This is a genomic window from Paenarthrobacter sp. CM16 (assembly GCF_013179505.1).
Classification (GTDB): domain Bacteria; phylum Actinomycetota; class Actinomycetes; order Actinomycetales; family Micrococcaceae; genus Arthrobacter.
In genome coordinates, this window is record NZ_JABMCX010000310.1 from 1 (window position 1) to 5264 (window position 5264).

Annotated in this window: 6 protein-coding genes and 1 pseudogene; 3 read left to right on the forward strand and 4 right to left on the reverse strand. The window is 62.9% G+C overall.

From position 1 onward, the window contains the following. Nucleotides 1-48 precede the first annotated feature (48 nt). From HP499_RS20375 to HP499_RS20385, 3 genes are all read right to left on the reverse strand, one after another. Nucleotides 49-534 carry a GtrA family protein gene (locus HP499_RS20375; RefSeq protein WP_172325954.1) on the reverse strand — a complete coding sequence of 162 codons (486 nt, stop codon included), beginning with the start codon at nucleotides 532-534 and terminating at the stop codon, nucleotides 49-51. Nucleotides 535-551: 17 nt separating this feature from the next. Next, complete coding sequence (locus tag HP499_RS20380; protein ID WP_172325955.1) at nucleotides 552-1400, reverse strand: fumarylacetoacetate hydrolase family protein; 849 nt, start codon at nucleotides 1398-1400, stop codon at nucleotides 552-554. Between the two features lie 100 nt (nucleotides 1401-1500). Next, the gene (locus HP499_RS20385) at nucleotides 1501-2118 is read right to left on the reverse strand and encodes a DM13 domain-containing protein (RefSeq protein WP_172325956.1); all 618 of its coding nucleotides are present in this window, start codon (nucleotides 2116-2118) and stop codon (nucleotides 1501-1503) included. A gap of 110 nt (nucleotides 2119-2228) precedes the next feature. On the opposite strand from HP499_RS20385, the gene HP499_RS20390 reads away from it, so the two are divergent. After that, entirely contained in the window at nucleotides 2229-3425 is a 1197-nt protein-coding gene (locus tag HP499_RS20390) for an SLC13 family permease (protein WP_172325957.1), read from the forward strand. On the opposite strand, the gene HP499_RS20395 is transcribed toward HP499_RS20390, so the two are convergent. After that, a complete protein-coding gene (locus tag HP499_RS20395) occupies nucleotides 3422-4090 on the reverse strand; it encodes a DUF1684 domain-containing protein (RefSeq protein ID WP_172325958.1) in 669 nt (222 codons plus the stop codon). The two genes, HP499_RS20390 and HP499_RS20395, sit on opposite strands and share 4 nt — an antisense overlap. A gap of 54 nt (nucleotides 4091-4144) precedes the next feature. Between HP499_RS20395 and HP499_RS20400 the strand changes: the two genes are divergently transcribed. Beyond that, the gene (locus HP499_RS20400) at nucleotides 4145-5032 is read left to right on the forward strand and encodes a hypothetical protein (RefSeq protein ID WP_172325959.1); all 888 of its coding nucleotides are present in this window, start codon (nucleotides 4145-4147) and stop codon (nucleotides 5030-5032) included. 68 nt (nucleotides 5033-5100) lie between these two features. Continuing rightward, nucleotides 5101-5264: pseudogene (locus HP499_RS25520) on the forward strand (transglutaminase); the annotation flags it as partial.

The window sequence follows — 5264 nt, forward strand, 5'->3', positions numbered from 1 at the left end:
GCATCCCCGCAAGCGGGATAACGCTGCCGACCGTTGGCGGCACGCTGGCTACACGTGGCGTGCCCGCCGGAAAATCCAGTGCCGCAACAAGGTGAACCGGACCGCTGTGGCCGCGAAGCCGGACAACGTAGTGGTCCACAATTCTTCGGTGACCGAGGCCTCCGGCCTCAGAAGGTGCAGCACGCCCAGGCTGCCGCCGGTAATGATCAGCGCTATACCGATCACGATCACCCCGCTGAGGTGGTCTTGAGTGCGCTTTTTCCTGCCGGTGATCTTGAACGTCAATCGGCGGTTCAGGGCCGTGTTCATCAGTGACGTCAGGATCAGCGCCACAGCATTGGCTAGTTGGGGATCGATCCATGGACGCAACAGCGCATAGATGGCCAATGAACTGGCCGTGCACACCACTCCCACTCCGGTGAAGCGGAGCAATTGCCGCACTACCGGGTATTTGAGGACTCCCCGGTGCCGTGTGCGGGGTGGTTTTTGTGAAGGAGACGGGCGTAGCTCAGTGGCGTCCGCAGCTGTCTCCATGGCTTAAGCCTGACACACTACGGCCGCTGCTCCTCCCAGGAAGCGGTGGTGACGGGGTTGCTGAGCTCACCGATTCCTTCAACGCGGCACACCACGGTGTCGCCGGGTTGGATTCGGGCACATTCGGCGGGGAAGCCTGTCAGTACAAGATCGCCGGGCTGAAGGGTCATGAATGAGGACAGGTAAACCAGGATCTCATCCACTTTCCAGCCCAGGTCAGCGGAACTTGCGGTCTTCAGTTCATTGCCGTTGTGCACGATCCCGATTTCCAGGTTCGAGTCGTCAAGATCCGTGACCATCCAAGGCCCGGCCGGTGTGAAGGTGTCCTGGCTTTTAGCGCTGATCCAGAGCTCGTCCGTCTTCTGCAGATCCCTTGCCGAGACGTCGTTGCCGATGGTGTAGCCGAGAATCGCCGAACGTGCCGTTTCCAGCGTCAAGCCCCGTGCAGGGCGTCCGACGACGACCGTCAGTTCCGCTTCGGGATCGACGTAGCCCACGGTGGAGTCCAACTCGATTGCCTCGCCGGGGCCGATCACGCTCGAAGCCGCCTTGTGGAAGGCCTGGGGTGGCAGGTCACGGCCAGGTTGCCCGGTGTTGTGTGCCATTCCAAAGACGTTGACGGGGACGGTGGGAGCCAAGAACGTAAAGGAGTCCTGGGTGACTGCGTTGCCGGTCTCCCAGCCGTCCCTGGCCGGGCTGGAAGTGTTGGCCCGCGAGGACGGGAACGGCGAATCAATGACCGTCCACTCCCGGGCAGCATCGGAACTGAAGTCCGCCGCGTCATTGGCCACGAAGAAATGCTCATCCGGGGACTGCGGTGAGGCGGGTCGGACGCGGGCAATACGACGAGGGAGGCGAGAGGTCATGATGACATCCTACGTCCTCTTTGGTAGGTGCCCTGCGTTGCGGGGCCCGCTTTACGTCCCGTGGCAGAGCCTTGGCGCGAAGAGCGGGCCCCGCAACGCGTCAGGTAAGCGGGGCAGATCCGAAAGCAACGCTGAAGCGATCACACCACAGCACCACCGACGTCAGTCCCGTGATGTCGGTGCCGGCGGGAATGGCGTAGTTGTGGTTCCCATGAGTGGCCTTGATGGCGCCCAGGTCCACGTACCGCCCTGAACGGTACTTGAACCAGTCGCCGCCTGCCTCGAGGCTGCTGAGCCATACCTTTACGTCAGGTCCGTCGCTGCTGGCCAAATTCTCAAACCGGAGGATGTGGCTGCCGTCGGGGAGTGCCAAGAGTTGTGCGGTACCGCTGGTTTCATGCTCCTGGGACTGGAAGGCCCCGGTACCCAGGATTACCGGCCCGGTAACCTTGGCTTGGCTGGAGGGGGTTTGGGTGGGCAGGCTTTCGCTGGAGGGCGTTTGGGCGGCTTCGGTCGGTGCCTCACCCGCCGCACCGCCGGATGAGGAGGCGCCCGCCGCGATCTCAACAGCCGGCAGGGCTTCGTCGACGTTGCTGCTGGTGAACAGGCGCCACGGCTGGAAGAGGGCAGCCCCCACCACCACGGCCACCACCAACAGCGCCCCCACAGTGGCAGTGAGCGGCCGGTGCGATCGGATGAAACTCCGTAATCGGTTCATGGTTCAAGGCTAGGCTTCCAGCCCTCGCCACAGGTGGTCCATTGCTTACGGTCCTGTGACGGTCTGCGGCCTGGGGGAGAAACCCAGGCCCCGGGCTTAGAATCCGATTCATGCGGCTGGCGATCATCGGACTGGTTCTCCTCGTGGCGGGCGGTGTCACCGTTGCCACGGGGGTCCTGCCATGGCAGGAAGTAGCGGTGCTGGTGGAACGGGTGGCACCCATCCTGGGGTTTGTCGTGGCCATGACCGTGGTGACCGAGCTCGTCAGCGAAGCCGGCACCTTTCAGTGGATCGCCCGGCATCTGCGCCGTTGGGGCCGTGGAAGGGGCGTGCTCCTGTGGCTGCTCCTGGCCTTGTTCGCCGTTCTAAGCACAGTTTTCCTGTCGTTGGATACGACGGCGGTGCTGTTGACCCCCGTGGTGGTAACGGTGGCCCGCCAGGCGGGCCTCCCCGTCCTGCCCTTCGCCCTGACCACGGTGTGGCTGGCCAATACGGCCAGCCTCTTGCTCCCGATCTCCAACCTGACCAATCTGTTGGCGCAGCATAGCCTCGGCGGCATCAGCCCGGCGCAGTTTGCCCAGCTGATGTGGGCGCCGTCGCTGGCTGCCGTGCTGGTTCCCCTGGCATTCATCGCCGTCGTGTTCCGGCGTGAACTGCGCAAAAGCTATGCCCCTGCTGCTGCGCGGCCTGTCGACACACCTTCCGCTGCAACTGCCACGGACACCTCGCTGCTGGTGCTCAGCGCAGTGGTCCTGGTGTTGCTCCTGCCCGCGTTGGTGTCCGGGGTCGCCATTTGGATTCCGGCCACCGGGGCAGCCGTGATCCTGGCTCTCATGTTCCTTATCCGGCGGCCCAAGGTACTGAAGCTGACGCTGATTCCCTGGTCATTGCTGCTGTTCACTTGCGGATTGTTCCTGGTGGTCGAAGCCACCCAATACCTCGGTGCCTCGGTGCTGCTGGGACAGGTGGCAGGCCAGGGAAGCGGGTTCGTTGAACTGCTCAGGCTGGCCATGACGGGTGCCCTGGGCTCCAACGTAGTGAACAACCTCCCGGCCTATCTGGTAGCCGAACCCTTGGCGGGAAATCCGGAGCGGATGGCCGCGCTCTTGGTGGGCGTCAATGCAGGACCCCTGATCACGCCGTGGGCTTCGCTGGCTACCCTGCTGTGGCACGATCGGTTGGTCCGCATGAACGTGCTGATCAAGTGGAAGGGCTACGCGGTATTCGGCTTGATTGTCGCTCCACTGACTATATTGGCAGCCATCGCGGCGCTCGCGGTTGCCGGCCCCGGTGGGTTGTTCGGCTAACCCAAGTACAGCTCGCCCACGGGCACGTCCGTGGCCAGACGGTTGTCCGGCCCCGCCAATGGGCATGCCCAGGCTTCGTTGTAGGCGCAGGACGGATTGTAGGCAAAATTGAAGTCCAGGATGAATTCCTGTTCCCCGGACGAGCTTCTGGTCCCGTGGAATGAACCCTTCACCGTGTCCAGCAAGTAGCGGCCTGCCCCGTAGCTTCCGCCATCCTTTCCAGCGGTTGCGTCCCGGAACGGAACAAAGATCCCGCCGCCGTAACTCCGCAGCCGCCATACGGCCAATGAGCCCATGCCGGCCAGTTCGAAAGTGCCGATACGCACGAACGGCACTACGCCGTCGGTGCCTGTCTCAACGTTCATTTCCTGCCCGGACCCGTCCGGGGACAACACGGCATATCTGCGGAAAGCGGGGTCGTACCCGGCCGTGCGGAGTCCTGAGAAGGAGGCTTTCATGTCCGCCGTGAGTGCGGACGCCGGATGGGTGGCGAACATCAGGTCCCGTTCCTGACGCCAGAAAACGTGGGCATCGAACGGGTTGGTGGCTGCAAGTTGACGCACTTTGTCGTAGAGGGCGAACGTCCGCAAACGCCAGTCGGCTATCTCAACTGCGGACATGGTGGGAATGTCGTCCTCGAGGAAGTCCTGCTGATCGGGAGCCATACCCTCAGCCTAACCCTGTGCGTGTCGCGGTATTGCCGCCTATAGGCTGTGGTCATGAAGGGCATCATGAACCTGACGTGCGTCCCGGTGAAGCTCGCTGCCTTGGCGCTGGCAGCTACGGTGCTCACCGCAGCGTCAGCCTGTTCAGCTGAAAACAAGGGACCCCAGGTCACCTCGACGGTGTCATCCAAGCCCAACAGTTCAGAGTCGGGAACCGGCAAACCCGCAGAAAGCACGACGCCGGAACCCGGCGCCGCTGATGGCTCACCATCGGCAACAACGGGCTCGGATTCAACCGCATCTTCTTCTTCGGATCCGGCTTCTTCGGATGCAGCCAGTGCCACCCCGGGTGCCGCAGCGACTGCGCTTTCGTGGAAGACCTATACGGACCCGGCCAAAACAGTCAGTTTCGATCTTCCCAAGGATTGGATTGCCCAGTCGGCGCCTCCCGAGGCGGGATCTTTGGCGGGAGCAACAAAGGTGGAGGTCAAGGATGGCACGGGAAAGTACGTTGCCACCCTCCAGACCGGCCTGCCTCCGTCCCCGCCGGCCGATTGCCCCAACGGAGAGGGGCGGCCCTACGTGGTGATCAGCAGCGTACCCTTGGATGTCCCGCATTCGGACGGTCCGGATACGATTGATCCGCGGGTGGTTTTCCGCGTGATCCAGGGCTACAAGTTCTTCGGCTCCTATGGCATCACCAACATGGTGGCAGGGGCTGACGGGCGGTCCTGCGAACTCCGGAACCGGGTGCTGGGACCGGCTGGAAAGGGCGATGTTTCCTTTGGGGATATCCCCGTCCTGCACGCCTTTGCTGCCGATGAGAAGGTGGCTCCGGCCAAGTCCTTCGACACTCTGGACCTGGCCGCAAAGTACGCGGTCCACGGTTCTGAATTCGCCAACGTCCAGCGGATGCTACTGTCTCTGAAGGTCAATCAGTAGTCCTGCGATTGACCGGTTCACACATACGGCGGCCTGGGGGCTGCCCGCCGCAACACACCCGGAGATTAATGGAACGCAACGTTGCTGCCACGCTCGTTTTCAAGACCGCAGCCAACACCAAAGTGGCCATGGCCATAGCCGTGGCCCGGAATACCGGCTACCACTCAGTAGCCGAAACCCTGTCCATCACCTCAGGGGGTGACCAGCTTCCGTTTGCCGAACTCAGCGACCA